Annotated in this window: 24 protein-coding genes; 8 read left to right on the top strand and 16 right to left on the bottom strand. The window is 70.2% G+C overall.

What is annotated here, in order from left to right:
• The first annotated feature begins 869 nt into the window (after positions 1-869).
• Both ACIQVI_RS31750 and ACIQVI_RS31745 read left to right on the top strand, forming a co-directional pair.
• A complete protein-coding gene (locus tag ACIQVI_RS31750; protein WP_403602247.1) occupies positions 870-1,082 on the top strand; it encodes a hypothetical protein in 213 nt (70 codons plus the stop codon).
• Between the two features lie 49 nt (positions 1,083-1,131).
• Positions 1,132-3,813: a Helicase associated domain protein gene (locus ACIQVI_RS31745; protein WP_403602244.1), complete on the top strand. Its 2,682-nt coding sequence runs from the start codon at positions 1,132-1,134 to the stop codon at positions 3,811-3,813.
• A 534-nt stretch (positions 3,814-4,347) separates the two neighbouring features.
• Here ACIQVI_RS31745 and ACIQVI_RS31740 read toward each other — a convergent pair.
• The 4 genes from ACIQVI_RS31740 to ACIQVI_RS31725 form a co-directional block, all read right to left on the bottom strand.
• Positions 4,348-4,494, bottom strand: coding sequence for a hypothetical protein (locus ACIQVI_RS31740; RefSeq protein WP_403602241.1), 147 nt, complete (start codon positions 4,492-4,494; stop codon positions 4,348-4,350).
• Between the two features lie 298 nt (positions 4,495-4,792).
• A complete protein-coding gene (locus ACIQVI_RS31735) occupies positions 4,793-5,023 on the bottom strand; it encodes a hypothetical protein (RefSeq protein WP_403602238.1) in 231 nt (76 codons plus the stop codon).
• Between the two features lie 89 nt (positions 5,024-5,112).
• Complete coding sequence (locus ACIQVI_RS31730) at positions 5,113-5,325, bottom strand: hypothetical protein (protein WP_403602235.1); 213 nt, start codon at positions 5,323-5,325, stop codon at positions 5,113-5,115.
• Between the two features lie 1,102 nt (positions 5,326-6,427).
• On the bottom strand, positions 6,428-7,741 hold the full coding sequence (locus tag ACIQVI_RS31725; protein WP_403602232.1) for a helix-turn-helix domain-containing protein: 1,314 nt from the start codon (positions 7,739-7,741) through the stop codon (positions 6,428-6,430).
• Between the two features lie 337 nt (positions 7,742-8,078).
• On the opposite strand from ACIQVI_RS31725, the gene ACIQVI_RS31720 reads away from it, so the two are divergent.
• Positions 8,079-8,654: a hypothetical protein gene (locus ACIQVI_RS31720; protein WP_403602229.1), complete on the top strand. Its 576-nt coding sequence runs from the start codon at positions 8,079-8,081 to the stop codon at positions 8,652-8,654.
• A 105-nt stretch (positions 8,655-8,759) separates the two neighbouring features.
• On the opposite strand, the gene ACIQVI_RS31715 is transcribed toward ACIQVI_RS31720, so the two are convergent.
• The 11 genes from ACIQVI_RS31715 to ACIQVI_RS31665 form a co-directional block, all read right to left on the bottom strand.
• Positions 8,760-9,080, bottom strand: a complete 321-nt coding sequence (locus ACIQVI_RS31715) for a hypothetical protein (protein ID WP_403602225.1) — start codon at positions 9,078-9,080, stop codon at positions 8,760-8,762.
• 227 nt (positions 9,081-9,307) lie between these two features.
• Positions 9,308-9,799, bottom strand: coding sequence for a hypothetical protein (locus tag ACIQVI_RS31710; RefSeq protein ID WP_403602222.1), 492 nt, complete (start codon positions 9,797-9,799; stop codon positions 9,308-9,310).
• 513 nt (positions 9,800-10,312) lie between these two features.
• The gene (locus tag ACIQVI_RS31705) at positions 10,313-11,143 is read right to left on the bottom strand and encodes a hypothetical protein (protein ID WP_403602220.1); all 831 of its coding nucleotides are present in this window, start codon (positions 11,141-11,143) and stop codon (positions 10,313-10,315) included.
• A 30-nt stretch (positions 11,144-11,173) separates the two neighbouring features.
• Entirely contained in the window at positions 11,174-12,946 is a 1,773-nt protein-coding gene (locus ACIQVI_RS31700) for a serine/threonine-protein kinase (protein ID WP_403602257.1), read from the bottom strand.
• A 382-nt stretch (positions 12,947-13,328) separates the two neighbouring features.
• Positions 13,329-13,625 carry a hypothetical protein gene (locus ACIQVI_RS31695; protein ID WP_403602217.1) on the bottom strand — a complete coding sequence of 99 codons (297 nt, stop codon included), beginning with the start codon at positions 13,623-13,625 and terminating at the stop codon, positions 13,329-13,331.
• A 145-nt stretch (positions 13,626-13,770) separates the two neighbouring features.
• A complete protein-coding gene (locus ACIQVI_RS31690; RefSeq protein ID WP_403602214.1) occupies positions 13,771-14,055 on the bottom strand; it encodes a hypothetical protein in 285 nt (94 codons plus the stop codon).
• Between the two features lie 311 nt (positions 14,056-14,366).
• Entirely contained in the window at positions 14,367-15,344 is a 978-nt protein-coding gene (locus ACIQVI_RS31685; RefSeq protein ID WP_403602211.1) for an ABC transporter permease, read from the bottom strand.
• Between the two features lie 3 nt (positions 15,345-15,347).
• On the bottom strand, positions 15,348-16,205 hold the full coding sequence (locus ACIQVI_RS31680) for an ABC transporter ATP-binding protein (protein ID WP_403602207.1): 858 nt from the start codon (positions 16,203-16,205) through the stop codon (positions 15,348-15,350).
• Complete coding sequence (locus tag ACIQVI_RS31675; protein WP_403602204.1) at positions 16,202-16,594, bottom strand: GntR family transcriptional regulator; 393 nt, start codon at positions 16,592-16,594, stop codon at positions 16,202-16,204. Before ACIQVI_RS31675 ends, ACIQVI_RS31680 begins: the two co-directional genes overlap by 4 nt.
• A gap of 648 nt (positions 16,595-17,242) precedes the next feature.
• Positions 17,243-17,476, bottom strand: a complete 234-nt coding sequence (locus ACIQVI_RS31670; protein WP_403602201.1) for a hypothetical protein — start codon at positions 17,474-17,476, stop codon at positions 17,243-17,245.
• A 562-nt stretch (positions 17,477-18,038) separates the two neighbouring features.
• Positions 18,039-18,938 (bottom strand): LysR family transcriptional regulator, encoded by a 900-nt coding sequence (locus ACIQVI_RS31665; protein WP_403602198.1) that lies wholly within the window; start codon positions 18,936-18,938, stop codon positions 18,039-18,041.
• A gap of 150 nt (positions 18,939-19,088) precedes the next feature.
• Here ACIQVI_RS31665 and ACIQVI_RS31660 point away from each other — a divergent pair, with 150 nt between their 5' ends.
• Positions 19,089-19,916, top strand: a complete 828-nt coding sequence (locus tag ACIQVI_RS31660; RefSeq protein WP_403602195.1) for an inositol monophosphatase family protein — start codon at positions 19,089-19,091, stop codon at positions 19,914-19,916.
• Between the two features lie 67 nt (positions 19,917-19,983).
• Positions 19,984-20,580 (top strand): NADPH-dependent F420 reductase, encoded by a 597-nt coding sequence (locus tag ACIQVI_RS31655; protein WP_403602192.1) that lies wholly within the window; start codon positions 19,984-19,986, stop codon positions 20,578-20,580.
• Between the two features lie 189 nt (positions 20,581-20,769).
• Here the strand turns inward: ACIQVI_RS31655 and ACIQVI_RS31650 are convergent, their stop codons facing one another.
• Entirely contained in the window at positions 20,770-21,180 is a 411-nt protein-coding gene (locus tag ACIQVI_RS31650; RefSeq protein ID WP_403602189.1) for a RidA family protein, read from the bottom strand.
• A 77-nt stretch (positions 21,181-21,257) separates the two neighbouring features.
• Between ACIQVI_RS31650 and ACIQVI_RS31645 the strand changes: the two genes are divergently transcribed.
• The 3 genes from ACIQVI_RS31645 (at position 21,258) to ACIQVI_RS31635 (ending at position 23,805) form a co-directional block, all read left to right on the top strand.
• Entirely contained in the window at positions 21,258-21,629 is a 372-nt protein-coding gene (locus ACIQVI_RS31645) for a winged helix-turn-helix transcriptional regulator (protein ID WP_403602186.1), read from the top strand.
• Positions 21,630-22,466: 837 nt separating this feature from the next.
• On the top strand, positions 22,467-22,637 hold the full coding sequence (rpmF, locus tag ACIQVI_RS31640) for a 50S ribosomal protein L32 (protein ID WP_403602183.1): 171 nt from the start codon (positions 22,467-22,469) through the stop codon (positions 22,635-22,637).
• A 7-nt stretch (positions 22,638-22,644) separates the two neighbouring features.
• A complete protein-coding gene (locus ACIQVI_RS31635; protein WP_403602180.1) occupies positions 22,645-23,805 on the top strand; it encodes a GTP-binding protein in 1,161 nt (386 codons plus the stop codon).
• The last annotated feature ends 293 nt before the right edge of the window (positions 23,806-24,098 follow it).

The following is a 24,098-nucleotide window of genomic DNA, read 5'->3' as shown; positions in this document are numbered from 1 at the left end:
CCCCCCGGAGCGGGTACCCCATCGCGCTGCGCGCGATGGGAAAGCGAACCACCGCGCTGCGCGCGGTGGTTCGCGCCCCTCCGCTTCGCGGAGGGGCGCTGGTGGCTCGCTACGCGAGCCACTCACCTTCGGTGCTGCGCACCAAAGGTGACGCCCTGTTCGCTGTGCTTCCAGGGCTGTTGGGTTTCGCCCTGGCCCCGGGTTTCCGCTTCGCTTCAGCCCGGGGCCGGCGGGTCCGCTGCGCTCCCCCGCCTTAATGGTCCTTCCGGCTGCGCCTTCAGTCCCTTGGGACTCGCTGACGCGAGCCCGGCTGACTGTGGGGGTGGGTGCTCATCCGTGTCGGGTTCTTCAGTACATGGTGTATCGGATCTGATGCACCATGTACTGTTGGAGAAAAGAGAGTAGGGGTGGAGATGTCGATCAGTGAGGGAATCCCTGGAGGACTTACCCGTAGAGCACAGTACTTTATTGGGTGCCATGGCTACTGGACCGGTCGCAGTGATGTCGAGCGGTCCAGGGCATTTTGGCTGGAGCATGGGATCCCTGAAGGGCAGATCGATCGGGTGGTCGCCTTCGAGGCTGTCTGGGGTGGCCTGGCCCTTCCCCCTTCTCCTCACTATGACGGAGGCCCTCGGGCGTTCCGTGGGGGCGTTCCCGAAGGGCCCGCCCCTGCCTGGCTCTTCGACGCCGGTGCGCAGCGTACGGCTCTTCCGTATTCGTTCGTGGTGGGTCCGAACGGGGAGTTCGGGCTTGAGGCCGGGGAGTGGGTGCCCTTGCATGCGAGCGTCGAGGGGTGGGTGGAGGCTTTGGCGTTGGCGGATCACGCCCGTAGATATGCGCGCACGACCACGGTGCTGACAAGCGCTGCTATGGACGATCTGGAGCTGGACGGATTCGAGGTCGTGCCAGAGGTCACTGGCCTTGCGGACACCTGGTGGCGCGGCAGCGATTCGCTGGTCGCCGTCTACCGCGGCGAAGCCGAAATCATGGAATCACCGCGTTGCCAGACCGCCACCATCTACGCCGGACTGGACTCATGGGGGCTCAGGGGACTCGACGACTTCGGCACACCGTCGAAATAACCTCACGCCCCGGCAACCTGAAGTCCGCTCCGGAAAAGGGAACCAGAAAATGCACGTCATCTCGCTCAGGGAACACCAGGTCCATCAGAAATCGGCCTTCCGTGCATGGGTGGGTTTTCCTGCAAGGTCATCCGTGCCGCCGCAGGGGGCGCGGGGCACGATCGTGTCCGCGACCGGGTCGGGCAAGACGATCACGGCCGCCGCGTGCGCTCTGGAGTCGTTCGCGGACAGCCGGATCCTCGTGACCGTCCCGACCCTGGACCTGCTCGTGCAGACCGCCCAGGTATGGCGTCTGGTGGGCCACCGGGCGTCGATGGTCGCGGTGTGCTCGCTGGAGAACGACCCGGTCCTGGGCACGCTCGGGGTACGGACCACCACCAACCCGATCCAGCTCGCCCTGTGGGCCGGGCGCGGGCCGGTGGTTGTGTTCTCCACTTATGCCTCTCTCGTGGACCGCGAGGACATCGACGCTCCCGAGGGGCAGCGAAAGGTTCGCGGGCCGCTGGAAGCCGCGCTCGCGGGCGGGGAGCGGCTCTACGGCCAGCGCATGGACGGCTTCGACCTCGCCATCGTGGACGAGGCACACGGAACCGCCGGCGATCTCGGGCGGCCGTGGGCGGCGATCCACGACAACGCCCGGATCCCTGCCGACTTCCGGCTCTACCTCACCGCGACCCCGCGCATCATCGCCGCGCCCCGACTGCAGAAGGGCGCGGACGGCCAAGAGGTGGAGCTGGCGACCATGGCCGACGACCCGAACGGAACCTACGGCGCGTGGATCGCAGAGCTCGGTCTGAGCGAGGCGATCGAGCGCGAAATCCTCGCCGGGTTCGAGATCGACGTCCTGGAGATCCGCGACCCCTCCCCCGTCCTCGGGGAGTCGGAGGAGGCGCGGCGAGGCCGGCGCCTGGCACTGCTGCAGACCGCGCTCCTGGAGCACGCGGCGGCGTACAACCTGCGTACGGTCATGACGTTCCACCAGAAGGTCGAAGAGGCCTGCGCGTTCGCGGACAAGCTCCCCGAGACCGCGGCCAAGCTGTACGTCAACGACGCCTCGGACGCCGACCTGGTGGCCACCGGGAAGCTCCCGGCCTCGTCGATCGACGCGGAGTTCTACGAGCTGGAGGCCGGCCGCCACGTCCCCCCGGACCGCGTCTGGTCGGCGTGGCTGTGCGGCGACCACCTCGTGTCCGAGCGGCGGGAGGCGCTGCGGCAGTTCGCGAACGGCATCAACGCGGCCGGGCGCAGGGTGCGCCGTGCCTTCCTCGCCAGCGTTCGCGTGCTCGGGGAAGGTGTCGACATCACCGGCGAGCGGGGAGTCGAGGCGGTGTGCTTCGCCGACACCCGCGGCTCCCAGGTCGAGATCGTCCAGAACATCGGCCGGGCGCTCCGCCTCAACAAGGACGGCTCCACCAAGGTGGCCAGGATCATCGTGCCGGTGTTCCTGGAGCCGAACGAGGACCCGACCGACATGGTCGCCTCCGCCAGCTACAAACCACTCGTCGCCGTGCTCCAGGGCCTGCGCAGCCACGACGAGCGCCTGGTCGAGCAGCTCTCCTCCCGCGCCCTCACCAGCGGCAAGCGCAAGGTCCACGTGCAGCGGGACGAGGAGGGGCGGATCGTCGGGGCCGGCGGCGAGGGCGACGGCGAGGACCAGGAGCACGACGAGGGCACCGACACCGCTGCCGAGTCGGCCCTGCTGCACTTCTCCAGCCCTCGGGACGCGGCGACCATCGCGGCGTTCCTGCGGACCCGGGTGTACCGGCCGGAGTCGCTGGTGTGGCTGGAGGGCTACCAGGCCCTGCTGCGGTGGCGGGCGGAGAACGAGATCACCGGCGTCTACGCCGTTCCGTACGACGTCGAGGTCGAGGTCGGGGCGACGAAGTCGTTTCCGCTTGGCCGATGGGTACATCAGCAGCGGAAGGCGCAGCGGGCCGGGGCGCTGGAGGACCGGCGCAAGACGCTGCTGGACGCCCCGGAAGCCGGGATGGTGTGGGAGCCGGGCGAGGAAGCATGGGAGAACAAGCTCGCCGCGCTGCGGTCCTACCGGCGGGCGACCGGACACCTGGCGCCGCGTCAGGACGCGGTGTGGGGCGAAGGCGAGGCGATGGTGCCCATCGGGCAGCACATGGCCAACCTCCGCCGCAAGGGCACGAAGAACGGCCTGGGCAAGGATCCGAAGCGGGCCGCCGTACGCGCGAAGCAGCTCGCGGAGATCGAGCCGGACTGGAACTGCCCCTGGCCGCTGAACTGGCAGCGGCACTACCGCGTCCTCGCCGACCTCGTCGACGCCTACGGCCACCTGCCCCACATCGCCCCCGGCGTCGTCTTCGACGGCGACGACATCGGAACCTGGAGGTGGAAGCAGCAGGAACCCGGCACCTGGGCACAGCTAATGCCCGAGCAGCGCGAACGGCTGACCGCGCTCGGTATCCAGGCAGCACCCCCCGCCCCAGTGCCGGCCCCGGCAGCGGGCGGCACGGCGAAGGGGCCGGGCAAGGCGCAGCAGGCGTTCCAGCGCGGCCTCACGGCCCTCGCGCAGTGGGTCGAGCGGGAAGGTACGGACCGTCCGGTTCCGCGTGGCGCGGTCGTCGAGGTCGCGGTCGACGGAGAGGCGGAGGCGGTACCCGTACGACTGGGCGTGTGGATCTCCAACACCAAGACCCGGCGCGACAAACTCGACCAGGAACAGCGGAACGCACTGCGGGAACTCGGCATCGAGTGGGCGTGACGCCCCCCGTTCGGGTAGGTGGTGGGGCCGGGCGGATTGGTCCTGCCCGGCCCCGTCGGCCGTTCGCTGCTCCTGGCCGACCAGACCGGGCGGAGACCGTCTCGTTCCGCCCCCGGTGGCCGGTGGGGGCGAGCGGGAAGAGGACCTGTCGGGCGGCGCAGGTGTCGCCCATATGGGTGACGCAATAGCTTATGCCCGGGAGCGGGCGGGAACCGGTGCGGTCCGGGCGGAAGGCCTCCGGTCGGCTCCGTTGTCGCGGGACGGTGATCCGGAGCACAGGCGTGGGGCACATTGGCCCGATACGTAATATTATCGGATATGAATCTTCACTAGTGATTCTGATCAAAACGCGCAATATCGAGTGCGCTGCGCCGCACCACCATTAGAGTGGTACCGGCGAATATAGATCACCGACGATCATTAGATCGCCAACTATGCCCGCCAATATATGGCCCTGAACATATTAAGGGCCTACCAAATAATTGACAGGCCCCCAATACGCCAGCCAGACCTGGTAGCAACAGGTCTGGCTGGTCATTTCCTCCACAGCGCCGCGACGGCCGCTGCGAGGCCGAGTGCCGGCAGGAACGGGTCCAAGGCGTTGGCGCCACGACGCGCAGCGTCGTAGAGGCGCTTCCACCAGGGATGTTCGGGTGTCTCCGGATCCTCGGTCGAACCCATGGGGTAGCCCCCTTTCGTTCGCGGGCTGCGCGGACACGCACCCCTCGGGCAGAGGCCCGGGACATGTCCGGATCTCCGCTCAAGGGGCGGCATGACAGGTGTCAGCCGCTGAACGAGGTTCGTGAGATAACCTTATAGGTGTTGTGTGATCAGAGTTGACGATTCCGGCAACCGGGGCGATCTTTTTTTCCGGGCATCCGCGTTTTCCGGCAGATCCGGATGCCCGTGTGGTATTTCCCCTCTGGCACGTCCGTACGGGAACCGCCCATCCGATCCGGCCGGTGAACCGCCCACCAGGTCAGCCGAAGTCGAGTGTGTCCTGCGCGAAGCCGTCCGGCGCCGGGGTCGGACGGGGCGAGGGAGGTGGTGCACTGTCCTGGCGGTCGGCCCTCCAGCGCTTGGCGAGCTCGTCCTTCCAGCCCTTGGGCGGGGGCCAGGAGACGCCCCAGGCGGCGAGCTGGTCGCGCTTCCAGCCGCCGGCGGGCGTACGGGCGGCCTCGATCTCCTCCGGTGAAGGCAGGACCGTCATCTACTCGCTCCTCCTGGTCGTCGGCACAGTTGCCCTCAGTGTTCCAGGACGAGTGCCGGCGGCAGGCCTGCCTTCGAGGAGGGCGCGGTTCAGGGGGCGGTGCGGTCGAGGATGTCCGTCAGGTCGTCGGCGGCCGCGGACAGCAGCTCCGACTGGCGCGGGTCGGTGTCCGCCTCGCGTCCGGCGGCGAAGGCGAGGAGCGGGACGGCGCGCTGGAGGGCGGCGCGCAGGTCGGCGATCTGCTGGTCGCGGATATCGGCGGCGGACGTGGGGGTGGGGGTGGGGGTGGACGGGGTGTCCATGGGCGGTTCTCCCTTGGCGGCGGTCAGGTGATGCGGGCGGTAGGGCGGTGGCGTTGTCGGCGTACGGGGCCGGCTGTGCGCGGGCGAGTCGTACGGCGTCGTCGACCAGGAGCTCGACGGCGTCGCGCGGATCGCCGTTCAGGTAGGCGGCCAGGTCGTGGGGGTCGTCCCCGTGAGATTCGTAGGCGCCGTCGGAGGCGAGCAGCAGCAGCCCGGGGCGGGCAGGACCGGACAGGGACTCGATCACCGGGTGACCCCACCAGTGCTCGGTCTCCTTGTCGTCGCGGGTCCCGCCGAGGCAGGCAGTGATCCGGTTGCGGCCCCCGCGGCCGCCGTAGGCGCGGCGCTCGTTGTAGTCCTCGCTCAGCAGCCACGGGGACCCGCCGAAGTCGTCGAGGAGGAAGTAGGCGCGGGCGTCGCCCGACCAGGCGACGGAGAGCCGGCCGCCGGGGACGTGAACGGCGACGACAGCCGCGGCGGCGGGCAGGTCGTGGTCGGTGGTGTGGCGGGCGGGGTCGGCGGCGTAGCGCTCATACTCGGTGCGCAGGCCGGCTGCCGCGTCGCCGTGTCCGGCGGCCACGCGGGCCAGACGGCGGGCGGCAGTGCGGGTCCGGGCCCGGACGGCCGGGGTGTCGCCGACGCCGTCGAGGAGGGCGTAGGCGCGGGTGCCGTCCGGCATCGTACACACCGCCGTCGCATCGCACTGGAACATCCGGTCACCGGGCCGCTGGGCGACTGCGTGCGGCTTCACGGCCAGGTCCTCGTCGACGCCCTCGCTCATGGCCGAAGCCTTCCAGAACGCCGGTCAGCACGGGGCGCTTCGCCGGGGAGCCGGGGTGCCCGGACGGGTGAACTTCCTCCTCGCGTACACGGGCGCGCTCTTGGGTGAGGCCCGGTCCGTCAAGCGGCTGGCGGGGCCGGTAACGGTGTCCCGGTAGGCGCGGCACACCGGGATCGCCCCGGTGCCCGGCCTGTAGCCGAGTCCGCACCCGGGTCCGGCCCCCTCCCCTTGAACCAGAAAGGCGCGGGGCAGGGCCTCCGAGTCGGTCTCGAAGGCCCTTTCCGTTGTCTGCCGACCTCCCGGGCGCCGAGGCCTTCTTGTCTACCAGCCCGTGAGCTGGCTGCGGTAGTCGTTGTTGAGCCGGTCCGTCTGGATGTCGCCCTCGGGGGTCAGGACGTAGGGCTGGTGGACGCTCATGTCGGCGAGGAGGTCAGCGGCGAGGGCGTACGCCGTGCTGACGGCTTCGTGCTTGTCCGCGACGAGGGCCTGGAGGTTGGCCGTGGTCCGTGCGGGCGTGCTGGGGATCGGCTTGCCCGGACCGCGCTGGAAGTCGTCCTCGGACGCGACGACGCGCAGCGAGGTGAGACCGTCGTCGAAGCAGTGGAGTGCTGCGGAGAGCATGATGTCGCCTGCTCCACCCGTCTCTGCGGCCCAGGCGGCTGCTACTTGTACTTGGGCCACCAGATCGAGTTCGAGTCCGCGCTGGTAGAGCTTTCTGGGAGCGTCTTCGTCGTATGGGTCCTTCTGAACGTTGAGGGGTTGCGCGGTGAAGGTGGAACCGTCCTGGTGGAGGTGCCCGGTGGGGTATCCCTCGAACCGGACCTGCCGGCGGCCGACCAGGGCGTGGTAGTCCGGCTTCATCCTGGTGGTCACCGCCTGGTAGGCGAGGTTCGTGAAGCGCTGGAGGGCTGCTTCGCGCTCCGTCCGGTTAGTCAGGGGGTAATTGCCGCGCACGGCGGGGACGGCGGTCACGCTGATCCAGAGCGGGAACGAAGACGCTCGGGAACCGCCGACGGGGACCTTGCTCGTCACGAAGGCGGTGAGGTGACGGGCGCCGGCGGTGGCGGTGTCGTGCAGGTGATCGGTGTCCGTGGTGGCGGCGTGGAAGCGGTCGCGGTAGCGCTGGGCGATCTCGGATTCGGCGAGGGTGCGTGTGGTGGTGCCGTGCCGGACGTGGACGCGGAAGTGGTAGTCGTTGCCCGTCATCGCGACGGCGTGCGGCATCTGGGTGCTCGGCGGCACGGTGATGATCCAGTAGATCTTGCCCTCGTCGGCGGACTTCAACGGGCGCACGCCCACGTTCGGGACGACGGGCTGGACGCAGTTGGCGAGGACCGAGCGGATCCATTCCTCGCCCCGATTGAGATCCGGCTCGAAGGGCGCCAGGGCGTGGGCGTGGCCCTTGTTGCCCTCGTCGATGCCGATGACAAGCAGGCCGCCGACGGTGTTGGCCATGGCCGACACGTCCTTGGCGAGCTCCTTCTTGCCCGCGTCGCTGCCCAGGTAGAAGTCCTTCTTCCAGTCGAGGTCGACGCCCTCGGGTATCTGGTTGTCGACCGCGCGCCGCAGATCGTCCTCGGTCAGGTCGTCAGGGTGTCGTCCCAGGGCGGCGGTGAGCCGTGCGGGCAGAGCCATCGGTACTCCAAGTTCACCAGGTTCCTCACCGGCATACGCCAGTCGGACCACGCTAGAGCCCCGCGCCCGGTCACCACCACGCATTTCAGCCCGGCAGCCGCCTTCCGGCCGGCGGGAAAGCAGGGCGGGGCAAGCGACTCGCCAGGGGCGCGGCACGCCGGGCAGGACGAGGAGTCCGCCAGGGTGCCCGAACGGGTGAACCTCCCCCTCTCGTACACGGGCGCGCTCTTAAACGAATGCGCTCAACTTGTCTAGTTTAAGGGGGTATTGACATGTCTGCTATGTTATTTCATGGTCTGCCTCATTGCTGATGGTGACCGGCCGAGAGGTGACTCCCATGGCACGACGGACCGAGTACGACGAGGCCCAGGGCGCCCAGCGGCTGAAGGTGCCGGTGACGGCGTTCCGGTGGGCGCGGCACGTCGGGCTCGTCCCGGCCTCCGACGTCTCCCCGGGGCGGTGGTCGCGGGCGGCCATCGAGGCGCTGGACGCCGGCGCCGTACGGGCCGCGATGGACCAGGCGCCGATCTCGGGTGGGGAGACGGCGGACCGGATCGCCGCCGCGCTCGGCACGCCGAACACGATGGGCGAGAGGGCGGCGGTCACCTCGTTCGTGGTCCGGCGGTTAGTCACCCGCGGTCTGCTGGCCGACCTGGCCGGCAACCCGAAGAGCACGCTGCACCACCCCGGTCAGGTTGCCGAGGTCTGCGCGCGAGGGGACCCGGCCGAGCTCGTCGTCGCGGACACCCCGCTCGGCCCCGACCAGGCCGCCGCCCGCCTCGATGTTCGGTGTGCAGGGCAGGTCAGGCGGAGGTGTGTGGTCTGCATGTCCTCTGCCCTCGTCCGGCTTCAACGCCTCCGGAAGGAGTTGTCCGTCTTACCTTCTTGGTGGGTTCGAGCTGGTCACTCGTAGGATCAGCGGAGCCCAGGGGCTCTGGATATGGATCGTTGTCTGTCTTGGTCGGGTAGCCGGATCACGTTGCTGTGACCCGGCCCCCTTCGGAACCGGTCGTGTTCCTCACTTCTCGGTGGCGGGACGGATGATCCAGCGCGTGCCGACCAGGGCGAGCCCCACGACAGCCAGGACTGTACCGGCGGTCATCTGCGTCTGCCCGGTGTCCACCTGTTCCCGGGCTGCCGCGTGCGCGGCGTCCTGGTCGCTGTCGAAGCCGAGTACGTCGCCCCACGTGGATGCGGAGTTCATGTCGGCCCGGTTGGTGCCGGTGGCTTTGTTGTCGTCACCGATGAGCCAGAGGATGCCGCCGAGGAGGGTGACGGCAAGTCCGGCGAGGGTGGTGAGGAGGCGGGTGCGTCTGGGGTTGCGGGCAGTGATGGACATGCGGGTGCTCACTTCTCGGTGGTGCGGTCGGCGGTGTTGCAGTCGTGCAGCAGGTTCGTGGATGCCCGCCTTCGCACAGCGCGGGGCCCGGCTGGTCGCCCTGGTGCTTCCCGTCACATGAGCAGTGCCGGCTCTCGTGGATGTGACAGTGGACGGAGTGCGGGCCGTTCAGCAGGCGGTTGTCGTCGGCGATGGCCGGTGCATCGGGAAGTTCGTCGTGGAACTTCTCAGCCCTCGGTGACGAAGTAGATGGCCCGGTGCTCGTCGACCTTCTCCAACAGGCCACTGTCCGCCAGCCGCCGGTACACCTCCCGGATGTACTTCTCGGAGGGGTGGTACCCGGCGTCCCGCAGGGTCTGCATGCCGCGGCTCGGGTCCCAGGTGCCGCCGAGTGCGCGGAGGGACTTCTCCAGTGACTCCCGCTGGGTGTTCTCGGCCTTCTGCACCTTGGCCATGTGATTGCGGATGCTGCCGGGGGCACCCTTGTAGTCGCAGTGGTCGCACTTCTTCCAGGCGCCGGCCTCGACGGCTGCGTCGGTGATGGAGTTGTCGGGTCCGTAGCCCTTCTCCTTGAGGAGTTCGGCGACGGATCCGTTGTGGTGGACGGCAAGGTAGGCGGCTTCGGCGATCTTGTCGTGGCCGGCGGCGAAGGTGCGGCCGTAGCCGATCTCCTTGCCGCATCCGCAGTAGCAACGGTCGATGGTCGCGGTTTCTGTCATGGCGTCAGGCTAGCCAACCCAGGTAATCCCAGCAATGCTTGACAATCCTTGGATTTCAAGGGTTGTTCGAGGCGGGAGTGCCTCGTACGCCTGGGCCTCCCCTTCTGCAAGACCGCTTCCGGAGAAGCGCACAACGTGTACTGCGCGCGGGACGGCGAGCAACCCCGCACAGACAGGAAGCAGCTTCCTGGCCTGCAGTTCCACCCCCGCCGACGGCTCTGCCTCCCCTCATCGCTTCTACCGCGAGCGCACAGAGCAGCGGGTGGTCTGCCAGGGTCGGTGGTCTCGGAGGGCCGGTCCCGTGCGAGGTCCGTCCCCGCGGGGGTGAAGGCGGTGTCGCTGCAGTGGAGTTCGGAGAGGGGCTTGAGAGGTCACGGCCTGTCGGAGACGGTGGTCTCGGCGGTCGGCCGATCGTCCTGCCCGCCTCACGGGGGGGGCGTCGCTCACCCTCAGCACGGTCAGGAGTTCGTCCCAGGCCTTGGGGTGGCTGCCCGGCACCGGAGGGAGGCTCGGTCACGGGGCCGGTGGGGCGTCCAGGTCGAGCCGGACCAGGGTGACGCCCGAGGCCACCAGCGCGGTCGGACCGGCGCAGTCCAGTGCCGTGCCGGGGTGGAGGAGGGGGTGGCCGGGGCCGTACGCGCTCCAGGTGGCGGGGTCCCAGGTGCGGACGAGGCCGTCGAGGCCGGTCGTCACCACCACGGGCCCGTCCGCGCCGTCGGCCACGCTCACGCCTCTGGCCTCGCCGTCGTGGGCGGCCACCGGCTCGCCGAGGCTCTCGAAGGTCCGGGCGTCCCAGCGGCGGAGGGTTCCGTCCCCGCACACCGCGAGGACGACGTCACGGTCCAGGAGCCGCCCGAGCCAGAGGTCGAGGACCGGCGCCGAGCCGGTCTCCAGGGGCTCGGTCGCCCGCTCGAAGGTGTGGCCGTCCCACACCCGTACGTGGCCGTCGAAACTGCCGGTGACCAGGATGTCCCGGCCCTCCACGGTCCCGAGCACAACGCACGGCACGGGCCCCCTGTGCGCGCTGAAGGGGCCGAACAAGGGCTCGGAGAGCGTTTTTCTCGCCGCGGTGTCGCTCCAGTCCTCGGCGGCGTAGACGTAGAGGGTGTTGTACCGGTGCCTGCGGTAGTGGCCCGTGGCGGCGCCCACGACGACCTTGCGGCCGGCCAGCGACCCGGCCGTCACGGCGGTCCACTCGCACCGGGTGCCCATCGACTCCACGATTCCACCGAACGGCGTCCCGACCGCCTCCCCGGTCTCCAGGTCGACCAGCCGGATCGACTGGTCGGTGGAGCACACGACCCCCAGGAGCCGTGATGTCCCTGCGACCGGGAGCTCGGCCACCGCGACACCACGATAGTCATCGCCGTTCGGTCAGGGGCTGTCCCTGAGAATGCCGGACATAGACCCGTCAAGGGAGCCATACCTGAGAGTTTCGCCGTCCACAGGCTGCAGCCAGATCGGGGCGAGGCTATCGGGGCAGTCCGGTTCAGGCACAGCGCCGTTGTTGGCGGGTCCCGCCGGGGTGGTGAGAAGGCGGCCATCCATCGCGGTGAATAGCTTCGCTTCGTAGCTGCAGGAGAATTCAGAACCCCTGTCGTCCGTAATGCTCACGGTGTTGTTGTGCAGGGTTTCGCTATGCAGAGCGACTACCTCCAGGGTGCCTCTCTGCTGTTCGCCGCTGTCGGCGTACCAGGGGAACGGGCCGTACTGGTCGGTCGAGATGTTCTCCTGCCTCGTGAGCTTGATCACCTGCCCGCCGACCGTCCATACGAGTTGGCTGGTGTTCGCGGGGTCGTAACTGACGCTGCCACCGGGCCGGTCCCGGCAGAGACCGAAATCGATGAGCGGCATTCCGGTCTCGATCTCCCCCGTGCCGAGCCTGACGGTCTGCTTGCCGGAGTCCGCGTCATGCTCCGCCGACTTGATACCGGCTCGTGTGACACAGAGCAGCTTGGTGCCCATGACGGACACCATGGCGTCGCCGTCACTTTCCTCGGCGCCGAGCTCCACCATCGCGTACTTCTCGAACTTCGTGCCCTGCCCCGGGAACTTTCCCTCCCATTTGCCGTGGAGGGCCTTGGGCACGGTGACACCGTCCTTCCCGGAGCTACCGACATTCTCGCGGCTATTGCTGCCGCCTTCCCACGGTTTGGCCACGAACAGGCCGCCGGCCAGGACGGCGATCACGGCCGCGGCGACGAGGACGGCGGAAAGGACGCGCTTGCGAGGCGGGGCCGGGTGGGGCCGGTCGGATACGGATTGATCGGATACGGATCGGTCGGGCACGGGACGGCCGCCCACCGCTCCGGCCGTCTCCGCCGGGACGACCACGGTGGGCGTGTACGGGGCCGAGCCCGGCACGAACAGGTCCAGGAGCTTGGCCGGGGTGGGCCGGTCGGCGGGGTCCTTGGCCAGGCAGGCGGCCACCACGGGCCGCAGCCCCCGCGGCACCGCCGAGAAGTCCGCGGGCTCGTGCACCGAGCGGTACATCAGCGCCATCGGCGTACCGGCGCCGAACCCGCTGCCGCCCGCCGCCGCCACCAGGACGGCACCGAGCGCGAACACGTCCGCCGCGCCGTCGACCCCGGCCCCCTGCGCCTGCTCGGGCGCGAGGAACCCCGGGGTGCCGAAGGCGGACCCGGTGGAGGTCAGCCGGGTGGACTCGACGGCCCGCGCGATCCCGAAGTCCAGGACACGGGGCCCGTCCCCGGCCATGATGATGTTGCCCGGCTTGAGGTCACGGTGAACGAGCCCGCAGGCGTGGATAGCCTGCAGCGCCTCCGCCAGAGCCGCCCCCAGCATCCGCAGCCGGTCCTCGTCCATCGGCCCGTGCTCCGCGAGCAGCCCGCTCAGAGTGGGCCCGGGAACGTACGCGGTCGCGAGCCAGGGCGCCGGCGCCTCCGGATCCGCGTCCACCACCGAAGCCGTGTGGAACCCACCCACCTTCCGCGCCGCGGCCACCTCCGCCCGAAACCGCTCCCGGAAGTGCGGATCAGCGGCCAACTCGGGCCGGGCAACCTTGACAGCCACCGGCCGCCCACCCCGCGACCGCGCCAGATACACCGTCCCCATCCCACCCGCACCGAGCTCCCGCTCGACGACGTAGCTTCCGATGCGCTCCGGCAGACCCGGCCCCGCCTCCATGTCCCCCACGAGAAGACCACTCCCCCTACGCGCTACGGCACACCAGTATGACCGGCCAAAACCCCAGGCTCGGATAAGGGCCACGGGATGCCACAAGCAGGCGGAATGTCCCTGGGTGTCGAAGGTCCGCACGACCGCCTTGGCTAGCCCGCTGGGGTCCACCTGCGCCGTCGGCACCGGCCTCTGTCACGCGGACGACCGCGCGGCTTCCCGGCCTCAGGGCCCACAGGAGCGTCCCGGCCTTCGGCACGCCGGCGGCGGTGTTCACGACCCTCATCCTGCCGCAGCACGCAAGGCCCCGTGGGCCGATGCCGCCGGACGCTTCGACGCCGTGCCCCCTGCTCGTCAGCTTCCGGCCGACGAGCAGGGAGAGAGGCGTGGTTCAGGGGATGTCGCCGGTGCAGTGGAAGCGGCAGGCGGCACCTGGGCCGGGTTGGCGGGGCTCGCCGGGGCGCGGGTCGTACAGGACATGGCCGCCGGGCCACCGGCCGAGCCCAGTGATCAGGGCGACGCCGTCGTCGACCTCCTCGGCCCGTCGCTCGTGGATGTCCAGCAGGAGGCCGTCCAGCGGGTCGCCGACGAGTTCGGCGTAGGCCCGGCCCGGCTTCGGTGCGGGGTCGGGGTCGTCGTGGTCGTGGCCGTAGACCCGGCCGCGCAGCAGCTGCTCGTCACCGTTCATACCGTCCAGCCTCCCAGCCGCCCAGCCGCCACCGGCATCCGAAGAGCGGTGGCCGAGGACCGTCCGCGCGCCAGGAGGGTGAGGTACGGGGCCATGGGCCCCTCGGCCTGTTCGGTTCAAGGGGCCCGGCCGTTTTGGCGAAGGGTCAGGCGCAGGTGAGTCTCTCCGGGACGCTCCACTCCAGCCGGACCCCACGGCGTACCTGTCCGACGGGGTGTGCGACCTGGGTGGCATTCACCTCCCCCTGGGTGTAGTGCTTCAGGGCGCGGTAGGTCCGGCAGAAGAGCTGTGCGTCCGTCATCGTGTCCGCCTCCTCCTGGAGCAGGTCGAGCCGTCGGCCGGTTTCGGCGAAACGGCGCAGCGCCGCGTCCGCGAGCACTCCGTAGGCGAACCCGTTGTGGACGTAGAGGCCTTCCTCGGTGGTCTTCACGGTGGTGTTCCTTCCCGCTCGCTCTCCGGCCCGTCTTCAGGGTGAAGACGTACACGCCGGAGCCGAGTGCCCGGGAACGTATGACACCCCCACCGTTACCGTCTCGTCCTGCCCGGCGCCGGTCACCGCAGCCCCCGGGATCGTCTCCGGCTTGTCCCCCTCCGCGAACGGTTTGCCGGGTCGGGTCCGGCGGCGGAACAGGCCACGTCCCTTCCTCGGCCTTGGAACGTGCCTGTGTCCTGCGGCGCGGCGCAGGGCACCGGGGGCGGGCGAGGGGGAACCGCTGGTTGGTGCGGTCGCCGGGGCGGGTGTCAGGAGGTGCGGCGGCGCACCAGGTGGGCGGCGGCGGCGAAGAGGGCCAGGGCCAGGGCGAGGTAGAGGGCGGTCTCGATGCCGAGCATGGCCGTGTAGCGGTCTGCAGGGTGGTATTCGGTGTAGTGCCGCAGGCCGTGTTCGGTCAGGTAGCGTTCGAGGGCGGCGCCGCCCTCGCGGACGGTGTCGCCGTCGTAGACCTGCTTGAGGATGTCCCTCTTCTCGCCGTCCGAGATCCTGTGGCCGGCGCTGTTGATCAGCCCTTCGTCGACGATCCAGTCCGCCGGGGGAAGCACGTCGGACGTCTTCCGCACACCGGGGGCGTCCGTGCGGACCAGGGGGCTCAGGTAGTGGGGCCGGAGCGTCTCCTCCAGTGTGATGCGGACCGTGAGGTAGGTGGCGAGGGTGAGGCCCACGGCGATCACGGTCCGCCGCAGGAGGACTCCGGCGAACACACCGAGGGCCAGGGCGAACAGGGTGAGCGCCACCAGGGCCGGCGAGACGGTGAACGCCGCGGTCCGCATCCGGCTGCCCATCGCGTCCAGGGGCTGGCGCCACCAGGTGAACAGAAGGGAGCAGGCCAGCGCCAGGACGGCTGCCGCGGTACCGACCAGGGTCAGCTGGGTCAGGAGCCACCGGGTGCGGGAGACGCCCTGGGTGAAGGCGAACCGCCACGTGCCGTTCTCGAACTCCCTGGCCAGCAGGGGCGCGCCGACGAAGGCGCCTATGAGAGCGGGCAGGAAGGCCACCCACACCATCCGGTTTCCCCACTCGCCGTACTGGGCGGCGAACTGTTCGACCAGCTGCGCGCATCCCGCGCGGGCGCGGGGATCGGTGACACAGGCGGCGATGCCGTCGGCACGGTACTGCTCGTGCATGGCGAGGCCGCTGACGAGGGTGGGAACGGCGACGGCGGCCAGCAGGAAGGCGCACGTCAGCAGGACGGCGCGGTGCTGGCGCCAGGTTACCCAGATCACTGCTCAGTCCTGCCCTTCGAGGTAGGCGAGGACGAGGTCTTCCAGGTTCACGGGGTGGGCTTCCCATCGGGGGTGGGTGGGCGCGGTGGCCGGCCGGCGCACCAGGAGGTGGCTGTTGCGGTCGCCGTGCGTGGCGGTGACCAGACCGTCGAATGCGGCATCGCCGACACGGGGACCGGACAGAACCCGGTGTCCGGCGAGCAGGTCGTCGATGTCACCGGCGAGGCGTACCCGCCCGTCGCGCAGCAGGACCAGGTAGTCGCAGACCCGTTCGAGTTCGGTGACCACGTGGGAGGAGAGCAGGACGGTGACGTCCGTCTCGGCGACCGCGGCGATGAGGGTCTTCATGAATTCGCGGCGGGCCAGCGGGTCGAGGCTGGCGACGGGTTCGTCCAGGACGAGCAGGCGGGGCTGTTTGGCCAGGGCGAGGGTGAGGGCGACCTGGGCCTGCTGGCCGCCGGAGAGACGGCCGGTCCTGCGCTCGAGCGGGATGCCGAGGTCGCGCAGCCGGCGCTCCGCGCCCGCCCGGTCGAAGCGGGCGTTCGTCCGGCGGCCGTAGCGCAGCATTTCGGCGACGGTGAACCCCCGGTAGAGGGGGTGGTCCTGGGCGACGAACCCGACCTGGGACAGGGTCTGCGGACGGCCCGGCCGCAGGGGCGTGCCCAGCAGGGAGACGGTGCCCTCGGTGGGCGGCACCAAGCCTATGGCCAGGTGCAGGAGAGTCGTCTTGCCCGCGCCGTTGGCGCCGACGAGGGCGATGACCCGGCCCGCGGGCAGGGAGAGCGTGCAGTCACGCAGCGCCCAGTGCCGGCGGTAGCGCTTGCCCACGCGATCGATCCGGACAGCGACGTCGGAACTCATGCCGTCTCCCTGCGCCGCTCGTCGTCCATGACCGCCTCGACCATCGCGCGCACCTGCTCCGGCGCCAGGCCCGCCCCGCGCGCGTCGGCCAGCCACTGCCGCAGCCTGCCCGACAGCCGGGCGTAAGCCGCGGCGGGCACCTGCTCGATACTCCCGGTCACGAACGTGCCCTGCCCCGCGCGCGCCACGGCCAGCCCCGCGTGCTCCAGCTCGCGGTACGCCTTGGCCACAGTGTTCGGATTGACCACCAGCCCGGCAGCCACCGCCCGCACCGCAGGCAGCTGATCGCCTTCCCGGAGGTGACCCAGCAGAAGGCCGCGGCGCACCTGATCGACCAGTTGCAGATAGGCCGGCACTCCCGACCGGTCGAGCATTCGGAATGCGAACACGGGCAACCTCCACCACACAGTGTCTCAATGTACTAGCGAGATGGTACACAGGTGTGGAGTGTCGTTTACGCGCGGTCGAGAACGGCAACGACGGGGCCCGCGACCGCCACTCCAACCGCAGGAGATCCGCAACGAAGGAGCCGGTGTGCGGCACGGAGGTCCCGGCCGGCGTTTCCCGGGGGTTCAGACCGCCGCCAAGAGCCTCGGCCGGCCTTGCCGTCCCGCCCGCGGTTGCTTGCGTCCGCCCCGGGAAACGGCTGTCCGGCACGGCCGGTGGGGGTGCGCGCAGGGGCGGAGAACAGCAGCGGGCCGGGACAGGGCTGTTCGCGCCCGGACCGGCGGGCGCCAGCCAGGCGATGATGCCCATCGGGCAGATCGCGGCCAACCCGAGGCGCAAGAGTGCGAAGAACGGCCCGGGCAAGGATCCGGAACGGGCCGCCGTACGGGCCACCCAGCCGACGGAGACCGGCCCAGACCCGGTAGTACCCCTGACCGCCGGACCGGCACCGGCACCACCGGCTCCTCACCAGCCCCGCCGACACCGACAGGCACCCGCCCCACGTCACAGGCAGCGCGGCCTACGACAGCGACGGTAACGGTACCGACACGCGGCTATGACGGCAGCAGAAACCGGGCACTCCGACACAACTACCACCCAAACAACCAGACACGGCCCGGGGCCGAACAAAAACGCAGCGCCTGTGCGGGCCAGAGCTTCAGCTCGGCGGCCACAGCGGCCATGAACAGCGCCCCGAACATGGCGGAGAGCCCCAGCGGGACAACGGGGCGGGGACGGCGCCGGACCGGGCACACGGACGCCGTCGGCACGGCGAAGCCGGTGATGAACAGGAGCAGCAGGACCAGGGTGACGGTCCTGGGCACGGAAGCCGCCCCTTGAGGACAGGCACGGGATTGCCCGCCAGCCGACGCGACGGCCCGCACCTAGCCCCGGTGGAGAGCTAGCCGCGCGGCCTTGGCGGACTCACCAACCTCAGACGCCCATTCCATAGGTCGCGGAGGATCCGGAACATGTCGGACGACTCGCGCCACCGGGCGGTGGTGCGAGCCGTCTGGCAACCCGAGAGCCGGCCGGTCAGGGCACGTCGCTCTCCCAGCTCCGGCGGGCCGGGGCCTCGGGGCGCGGTCGTCCACGGCACGCCCACCCGGCCCCCAGGAGCCGACCCCGGCGAACAGGGCGCCACCGCTATCGATCCACCCGCTCGCCCAGCCGGTGATGTCCCGGAGCACCCCGCCCATCGACCGAGCGGGCCCGCGCAGGCCCCTGTGGCGCACGAACGGGCCGCCGGGGGGCGTCTCTGGGGCAGGACAGTGCTCACGGCCGGCTGAAGAGATACGGGGCAATTGCTCTGTCGGCGAGCCCTTTTGGGACGCACAGGCGCTGTGGAGATGGCCAGGGCTCCCCACTTACCGCGAAGGCCCCGGGTCACGCCGAGGACTCCAAGGCGGTCCGGGCCAGGCCGCGCAGCCAGGTGTGCGCGGGGTCGGTGTCGTAGCGCTGATGCCACGACACGTACACGGAAGCCGGAAGCAGTTCGAGGGGCAGCGGAAGCAGGGTCAGACCGAGCGCACCGGCCGTCGCACGTGACGTCGAAACGGGGGCGGTGACGAGGAGGTCGGAGCCGCGCACGAACTCGAAGGCCGTCGCTTCCGTCGGCACGGTCGCCACGACCCGGCGGGTGAGACCCAGCCCCGCCAGGGCGTCGTCGAGGGCGCTGCCGAGATTTCCGCGCCGCGAGACGGCGACGTGCTCGGCCCTGGCATACCGCGCGGCGGTAACGGTCTCGGCCAGAGCGAGCGGATGTCCCTTGCGTACGACGATGACATGCCGCGTTTCCGCCACCCGCTCGGAGCGGATCCCGGGCGCGGCCGGACGGTTCGCGTTCGCCTCCAGGTCGATCTCTCCGCGACGCAACCCGGGGGTGTCACCGCTCGATTCCGCGACGAACCGCAGCCGCACGCCCGGCGCCTGCTCGCGGACGGCCGCGAGGAGGGCGGGGCCGCCGAGGGCGACGAGTCCCTCGTGCCAGCGGAGCGTGAAAGTGCGCTCGAGTGTCGCGAGATCGAGTTCACGGCTCGGTGCCAGAACGCCCCGGACCTGCTGGTGCAGCTCGTGCACCTGCGCCCGGACGGCGACGGCGTACGGCGTCGGGGTCATCGTGCGCCCGGTCCGCACCAGGATCTGATCCCCCGTCGCACGCCGGATCCGGCCGAGGCTCCGGCTCATCGCGGGAGCGGTGACGTGCAGCCGCTCGGCGGCCCCGGCCACACTCCCCTCCTCCAGGAGCGCGTCGAGGGCGGCGAGCAGATTCAAATCCAATTGCATGGCAGTCATGCTAGACGTTCCTGACATGCACTTGTCGTTAATCGTCCGGCTTCCTATCGTCGAGGCACGGAATACGGCCACGAAGGACACCACACCGCCGCCCCCGCCCGGTCCGCCATCCCCTGCGCCCTCTCACCCAGGAGAATCGCCATGCCCGAATCGACCCGGACCACCGCCACCGCCGCCGGTTCCGCGTCCGACGCCGAGTTGCTCGCCGGGACCGTGGAGGCCGTACGCGCCGCCGCCACGGTTCTGCGGGAGCGGCTCGGTGACGTGGTCCCCTACCGGACCCGCGAGGAACTGATGCGGGCACTGGCCGTCAACGACGAAGCGGCCCTCGGCGTTCTGCGCCCCCGCCTCTCCCTCCTGCGCCCGCAGGCACGCTTCGTGGAGGACGAACTCGCGGGCGGGGCTCTGCCGCCGGGCGAGTGGTGGGTCCTGGACCCGGCCGAGGGCAACGTCAATCATCTGCACGCCCTGCCGGAGTGGGCGGTGACCGCCACGCTCGTACGCGACAACCAGCCGGTGTTCACCGCGGTGCACGTGCCGTCGACCGGTGAGACCTACACCGCTCTCGCCGGGGCCGGCGCCGCACTCGACGGCCGCCCGCTGCACGTGTCCGGAGCCGACGACCTCGGTCTCGGCCTCGTGGCCACGAGCCAGGCCCGGCCGGACGAGGCCGACGAGGTCGTACGGCGCATCGGCTCCTCCATCACCGCGATGCTGTTCGACGCGCTCGTGGTGCGGACCTCCGTACCCGCCACCCTGCACCTGTTGCATGTGGCCGCCGGCCGGATCGACGCCTTCTGGCAGTACTCCGGGGCCCGCGCGGACCTGCTCCCCGGAGCACTGCTCGTCAGCGAGGCCGGAGGACGCGTCTCCGACACCGAGGGGCGCCCCTGGACCCCGGAGAGCGAAAGCTTCCTGGCCTCGGCGCCCGGCGTGCACGCCCAAGCCGTCACCACCCTCTCCCGCTGACCCCAAAGCCAGCACTGCCAGCACCAGTTCTCACGGCCATCGCATCCACCGGAAGGACCACATCACCATGACCAGGATCGCCGTTCTCGGAAACGGCCGCGTCGGCGGCAGCCTCGCGAAGGCCCTCACCCAGGCCGGCCACGAGGTGACCGTGGCGGACCGCACACCGGGCGCCGCGTCCTCCGCCGCACAGACGGCGGAGATCGTCATCAACGCCACCCCCGGTGCCGGATCGCTCGAACGGCTCACCGCACTGCGCCCGGAACTGGAGGGCCGCATCCTGGTGGACGTCTCCAACGCCGCCGTCGACGGGCCGGACGGACTGCCGGCCGGCCTGATCCACTCCGGCTCCAGCCTCGCCGAGCAGCTTCAGGACGCCCTCCCCCATACCCGCGTCGTCAAGACGCTCAACACGATGCTCCACACGGTGATGACCGCACCCGCCGCACTCGGCCAGGCCCCGACCGCCTTCCTCTCCGGCGAGGACCCGGAGGCCAAGCAGACGGTGAGCCGGATGCTGGGCGACCTCGGCTGGCAGCGGGAATGGATCACGGACCTCGGCGGGATCGAGACCGCCCGCGCCACCGAGGCCGCGATCCTGTTCGTACCGCACGTGATCCGGACCAGCGGGTTCGCCCCCTTCGCAATATCGATCGCCCGCTGATCCGCGCACGGCACACCCCTGCCGGGCTGACGCCCAGGACGGTCATCGCGGGTCGAGCCAGCCGGTCCGCAGCCAGAGCGCGTCCCCTCTGGTGCGGTCGGCGGAAGCACGTTGACGACGTGCGGCGACCGGTCGACCGGCCCCGTCCCGCCCGAGGCCGGAGGTCGTGCCGCTGTCAGCTGCCGGCTGTCAGTCCAGGAGTGCGGTTGCCTCGACCTCGACGAGCACATCCGGTTCGAAGAGGTAGTCGACGCCGATGAGCGAAGCCGGGGGCAAAGGGGTCGGGAGGCCGATCTCGGCAGCTACGGCTTCCACGCCGGCCATGAAGTCGCCGATCTTCTCCGGGGCCCATTGGGTCACGTAGAACGTCAGGCGCAGGACGTCCGAGAAGGTCGCGTCCGCACCGGCCAGTCCGATGGCGGTATTGCGCAGCGCCTGAGCGACCTGCCCGGTCAGATCACCGGGTGCGACAGGGGTACCGTCGGGTCGGCGCGCGATCTGGCCGCTGACGTGTACGTGCTTGGTCCCGGTGCCCACGGCAACATGGTGATACGGAACCTGCTGGAGCAGGCCTTGCGGAGTGAAGCGGTGAACAGCCATGGATGTCTCTCTTCCGTGCTAGGTATCGTGAAGCTACCTAATGTCAGAAAGACACTTCAACGAGACCAGGTTTCGCCATGGATACCGCCGACGAAGTCCGCATCGACGCCCCGCACCGTGAACTGCTCGACCAGATCCTCGACAAGTGGTCGCTCGCCGTCCTCAGCGAACTCTGCGAGCGGCCGTGCCGCTTCAACGAACTGCGCCGGGCCATCCCCCAGGTCACCCAGAAGTCACTGACCTCGACGCTACGACGCCTCGAACGCAATGGCGTGATCGACCGCGAAGTCGTCTCCACCCGCCCCGTGGCCGTCAGGTATCGCATCACGCCCCTCGGCAAGACCCTCCGGCATCCCATCGACATACTGCTGGCCTGGACCTCTCAGCACATGCCCGCCATCGAGCGCGCCCGCGAAGACTTCGACGACCACGGCGAAGCCCGGATCTGACGTCCCCGTCGATCCTGACGGAACAGCAGTGGACAGCGACCGGGCACGGCTCTGCCACCTCCGGCACCAGGCGGGGTTCAGAAGGATCGGCCGAGGTCAATCCGCGTGACCGGCAGGGCATGTGACTGGGGCGGCGGATCACCGGAGTGCCACGATCGGGACGAGGGCGGCAGTCCAGGCGTCCAGCGGCTCGGCCAAGCGCGGGTGTCGGTCGATCGGACATCGAAACCCACCCCGCATCCGGCCGGCCGGACGGTCCAGGCTGACCGGAGCACCCCTATTGAAAATGGGTACCATAAGCATTTATGGTCGCTCTCGTGCGCGTGCGGCACCCTGCGGGCCCGCGAGGGGGACCACGGGGAGCCGCACGCGGACGTTCCGCCTCCCATCCCGGGGCATCTTCGGCGTGAGACCTGAATCGAGGCGTTGCACGACGAGCGGCAAGGCGGGACCGAAAGGCGTGCCGAGCGCCTTTGTCGGCAAAACCCCTAGGTGCGTGGCGAGTTCACCCGTCGACACCCTCAGGAACGTCACGCTCGGCGCGCCGCGGAGCCGGGGACGCCCCCCGGCCCGCCAACATGCCCGACGCCGCCATTCACTGGCGGTCGGCCGCCCCCGCCTCGGCGCTCGCGCGTCCGGTCGGTGACTGGACGAGCCCGACGCACGCCCCCGGGAAGCCACCTTCACACAGCGTCAAGCCCAGACCAATTGACCGCAGGGCCTCTCGGTCCGGGCCGGGCGGCGTGAGCCTGTTGGCCGGCACATCCAGCCAGATTGATAATGGCATCCATTTTCATGTAGCTTCTTCGTGTCACTACCGCACCGAGGAGTCCCACGATGGCCGTCCCCAAACGGAAGACGTCCCGCAGCAACACCCGCCACCGCCGCGCCCAGTGGAAGGCGACCACCACGCGGCTCGTCCCCCTGACCGTGGACGGCTCGGTGTACCTCATGCCGCAGCGCCTGGTGAAGGCGTACGAGCGCGGCCTGATCCAGCCGGAGGGCTGAGCAACCCATGTCGTCCACCGATCGGCTTCCCGTGACCGTCCTCTCGGGGTTCCTCGGGGCCGGGAAGACCACCCTGCTCAACCACGTGCTCGGCAACCGCGAAGGGCTGCGGGTCGCGGTCATCGTCAACGACATGAGCGAGGTCAACATCGACGCGGCGCTCGTGCGCGGCGGCGGGGCAGCGCTCTCGCGCACCGAGGAGCGCCTGGTCGAGATGACCAATGGGTGCATCTGCTGCACCCTGCGCGACGACCTGCTCGAAGAGGTCGACCGGCTCGCCCGCGAGGGGCGGTTCGACTACCTGCTCATCGAGTCCAGCGGCATCTCCGAGCCGATGCCGGTGGCCGCGACGTTCTCCTTCCCCCGGGACGACGGCGCCACCCTCGGGGACCTCGCCCGCCTGGACACGATGGTGACCGTGGTGGACGCCGTCAACTTCCTGCCGGAACTCGGCGGCGGCGACGAACTCGTCGCCCGCGGCCTCGACCAGTACGAGGAGGACGAGCGCACCGTCAGCGACCTGCTCATGGACCAGGTCGAGTTCGCGGACGTCCTCGTGCTCAACAAGCTCGACCTGGTGGGACCGGACGAGGCACACCGGCTGCGCGCCGCACTGTCCCGGCTCAACCCGCAGGCGCGGATCGTTCCCGCCGTACGGGGCCGGGTCCCCCTCCCGCACGTCCTGGGCACCGGCCTGTTCGACGTGGAGAAAGCACAACAGGCCCCCGGCTGGGTCAAGGAGCTCAACGGCGACCACGTCCCGGAGACCGAGGAGTACGGCATCTCCTCGCTCGTGTTCCGCTCCGGCCGGCCCTTCCACCCCGGACGGCTGTGGACCTTCGTCACCAAGGGCCTCGACAGCGGCACCTTCGGGCGCGTCCTGCGCTCCAAGGGGTTCTTCTGGCTCGCCAGCCGGCCCCGGGTCACCGGCCTGTGGTCCCAGGCCGGCGCCGTCGCCCGCTTCGAGCCGTCCGGTGCACGCGGCCCGGAGACGACGCAGGGCCAGGAACTGGTCTTCATCGGTGCCGGTCTGCGCGCCGACGCCCTCCGTGCAGCCCTCGACGCCTGTCTGCTGACGCCGGACGAGGCCGTTCCCTCCGACGACGCCTTCCCCGTCTGGGAGACGTACGGCATCGAGGACGCCTGCGAACACGAGCGGGCGGCCTGAAACAACGGCTCCGCACACTCCGGGCCGGACGGTGGTCGCAGCCACGGCACCGTCCGGCCCGGCCTTTTTCACAGGCCCTGCGGGAGAGCCGCGTGCGGGCCGACTTCTCTCCGGCGTGGGGGCCACCCTGACGGTGGCTCCGCGCTGACGCCGCGCCCCCGACCCGAGGTCCGCGAGGCGGGCAGCGGGCGAAGCAGGCCGTTGGGCCGACGAGGACGGTGGAGCCCCCGTGTCCAGCAACACCCAGCGGTAGAGGGCAGAGGCAGGGGGCCGACGAGGTTCCAGACCGCCAG

It is taken from the genome of Streptomyces sp. NPDC098101 (assembly GCF_044760185.1).
Classification (GTDB): domain Bacteria; phylum Actinomycetota; class Actinomycetes; order Streptomycetales; family Streptomycetaceae; genus Streptomyces.
Note: the sequence above shows the minus strand (reverse complement) of the source record. Positions and strands in the feature narration are given on the sequence as shown.

What these genes read in the sequence shown, in the direction of transcription:
- ACIQVI_RS31665 (WP_403602198.1), bottom strand. Translation starts at nt 18,938, where the DNA reads ATGCAATTGGATTTGAATCTGCTCGCCGCCCTCGACGCGCTCCTGGAG.
- ACIQVI_RS31650 (WP_403602189.1), bottom strand. Translation starts at nt 21,180, where the DNA reads ATGGCTGTTCACCGCTTCACTCCGCAAGGCCTGCTCCAGCAGGTTCCG.
- ACIQVI_RS31660 (WP_403602195.1), top strand. Translation starts at nt 19,089, where the DNA reads ATGCCCGAATCGACCCGGACCACCGCCACCGCCGCCGGTTCCGCGTCC.
- rpmF (WP_403602183.1), top strand. Translation starts at nt 22,467, where the DNA reads ATGGCCGTCCCCAAACGGAAGACGTCCCGCAGCAACACCCGCCACCGC.
- ACIQVI_RS31725 (WP_403602232.1), bottom strand. Translation starts at nt 7,741, where the DNA reads ATGGCTCTGCCCGCACGGCTCACCGCCGCCCTGGGACGACACCCTGAC.
- ACIQVI_RS31750 (WP_403602247.1), top strand. Translation starts at nt 870, where the DNA reads ATGGACGATCTGGAGCTGGACGGATTCGAGGTCGTGCCAGAGGTCACT.
- ACIQVI_RS31730 (WP_403602235.1), bottom strand. Translation starts at nt 5,325, where the DNA reads ATGGACACCCCGTCCACCCCCACCCCCACCCCCACGTCCGCCGCCGAT.
- ACIQVI_RS31745 (WP_403602244.1), top strand. Translation starts at nt 1,132, where the DNA reads ATGCACGTCATCTCGCTCAGGGAACACCAGGTCCATCAGAAATCGGCC.
- ACIQVI_RS31695 (WP_403602217.1), bottom strand. Translation starts at nt 13,625, where the DNA reads ATGAACGGTGACGAGCAGCTGCTGCGCGGCCGGGTCTACGGCCACGAC.
- ACIQVI_RS31740 (WP_403602241.1), bottom strand. Translation starts at nt 4,494, where the DNA reads ATGGGTTCGACCGAGGATCCGGAGACACCCGAACATCCCTGGTGGAAG.
- ACIQVI_RS31720 (WP_403602229.1), top strand. Translation starts at nt 8,079, where the DNA reads ATGGCACGACGGACCGAGTACGACGAGGCCCAGGGCGCCCAGCGGCTG.
- ACIQVI_RS31655 (WP_403602192.1), top strand. Translation starts at nt 19,984, where the DNA reads ATGACCAGGATCGCCGTTCTCGGAAACGGCCGCGTCGGCGGCAGCCTC.
- ACIQVI_RS31710 (WP_403602222.1), bottom strand. Translation starts at nt 9,799, where the DNA reads ATGACAGAAACCGCGACCATCGACCGTTGCTACTGCGGATGCGGCAAG.
- ACIQVI_RS31735 (WP_403602238.1), bottom strand. Translation starts at nt 5,023, where the DNA reads ATGACGGTCCTGCCTTCACCGGAGGAGATCGAGGCCGCCCGTACGCCC.
- ACIQVI_RS31635 (WP_403602180.1), top strand. Translation starts at nt 22,645, where the DNA reads ATGTCGTCCACCGATCGGCTTCCCGTGACCGTCCTCTCGGGGTTCCTC.
- ACIQVI_RS31715 (WP_403602225.1), bottom strand. Translation starts at nt 9,080, where the DNA reads ATGTCCATCACTGCCCGCAACCCCAGACGCACCCGCCTCCTCACCACC.
- ACIQVI_RS31680 (WP_403602207.1), bottom strand. Translation starts at nt 16,205, where the DNA reads ATGAGTTCCGACGTCGCTGTCCGGATCGATCGCGTGGGCAAGCGCTAC.
- ACIQVI_RS31645 (WP_403602186.1), top strand. Translation starts at nt 21,258, where the DNA reads ATGGATACCGCCGACGAAGTCCGCATCGACGCCCCGCACCGTGAACTG.
- ACIQVI_RS31700 (WP_403602257.1), bottom strand. Translation starts at nt 12,946, where the DNA reads ATGGAGGCGGGGCCGGGTCTGCCGGAGCGCATCGGAAGCTACGTCGTC.